The 972-nt window shown below is 64.7% G+C and carries 1 protein-coding gene; it reads left to right on the forward strand.

What is annotated here, in order from left to right:
- Positions 1–50 precede the first annotated feature (50 nt).
- Positions 51–972: IS481 family transposase (locus ACFP1K_RS41100; protein ID WP_380764028.1), on the forward strand; the 922-nt coding region annotated here is incomplete at its 3' end.

A 972-nucleotide genomic window follows, 5' to 3' on the forward strand; every position in this document is an offset into this window, starting at 1 on the left:
CTGACGGACATCGTTGACACCTGGGTCTCCGGCGACTACGGAGACCATCTATGTCCAACCCCAACCCCCCGCTCGATCGTGAGGCCAAGCGGCGCCTGGCGGTCATCCGCCACGTCGAAGAGGTCTCGGGCAACGTCGCGCTGACCTGCCGCTACTACGGGATCAGCCGGCAGGCGTACTACATCTGGTACCGGCGCTATCAGGCCGAGGGCATCGAGGGCCTGCGCACCCGGTCCAAGCGGCCCCACACCAGTCCGAACGCCACCCATGCCGAAATCGTGCAGAAGATCATCTATCTGCGGCAGAACTACCACTTCGGCCCGGAGAAGATCGCGATGTACCTGGCCCGGTACCACGACGTCACCATCAGCCGCTCGGGGGTATGGCGGATCCTCAAGCGCCTGGACATGGGCCGCCTGCCGGCCTCGCAGCGCTACAAGCGCCACGACAAGCGATGGAAGCGGTACGAGAAGCAGCTGCCCGGCTACCGGGTGCAGATCGACGTGAAGTTCATCGAACCCATCGCCGGCGCCGGCGGCCGCAAGGGCGGGCGCAACAAGTACTACCAGTTCACCGCGATCGACGACTGCACCCGGCTGCGAGTGCTGCGCATCTACCCCCAGCTCAACCAGAAGACCGCGATCCAGTTCGTCGACTACGTCCTGCAACGCCTGCCCTTCCAGGTGCAGGTCATCCAGACCGACAACGGGGCCGAATTCCAGTCGGCGTTCCACTGGCACGTGCTGGACAAGGGCATCGCCCACACCTACATCAAACCCCGCACCCCGCGGCTGAACGGCAAGGTCGAGCGCTCCCACCGCATCGACGCCGAAGAGTTCTACCGGATGCTGGACGGCGTGCTCATCGACGACGCCGAGGTGTTCAACGACAAGCTCCGCGAATGGGAGGACTACTACAACTACCATCGACCCCACGGCGGCCTCGGCGGCCAAACCCCCTACGAACGCCTCA

The organism is Sphaerisporangium aureirubrum (genome assembly GCF_042658925.1).
Classification (GTDB): domain Bacteria; phylum Actinomycetota; class Actinomycetes; order Streptosporangiales; family Streptosporangiaceae; genus Sphaerisporangium; species Sphaerisporangium aureirubrum.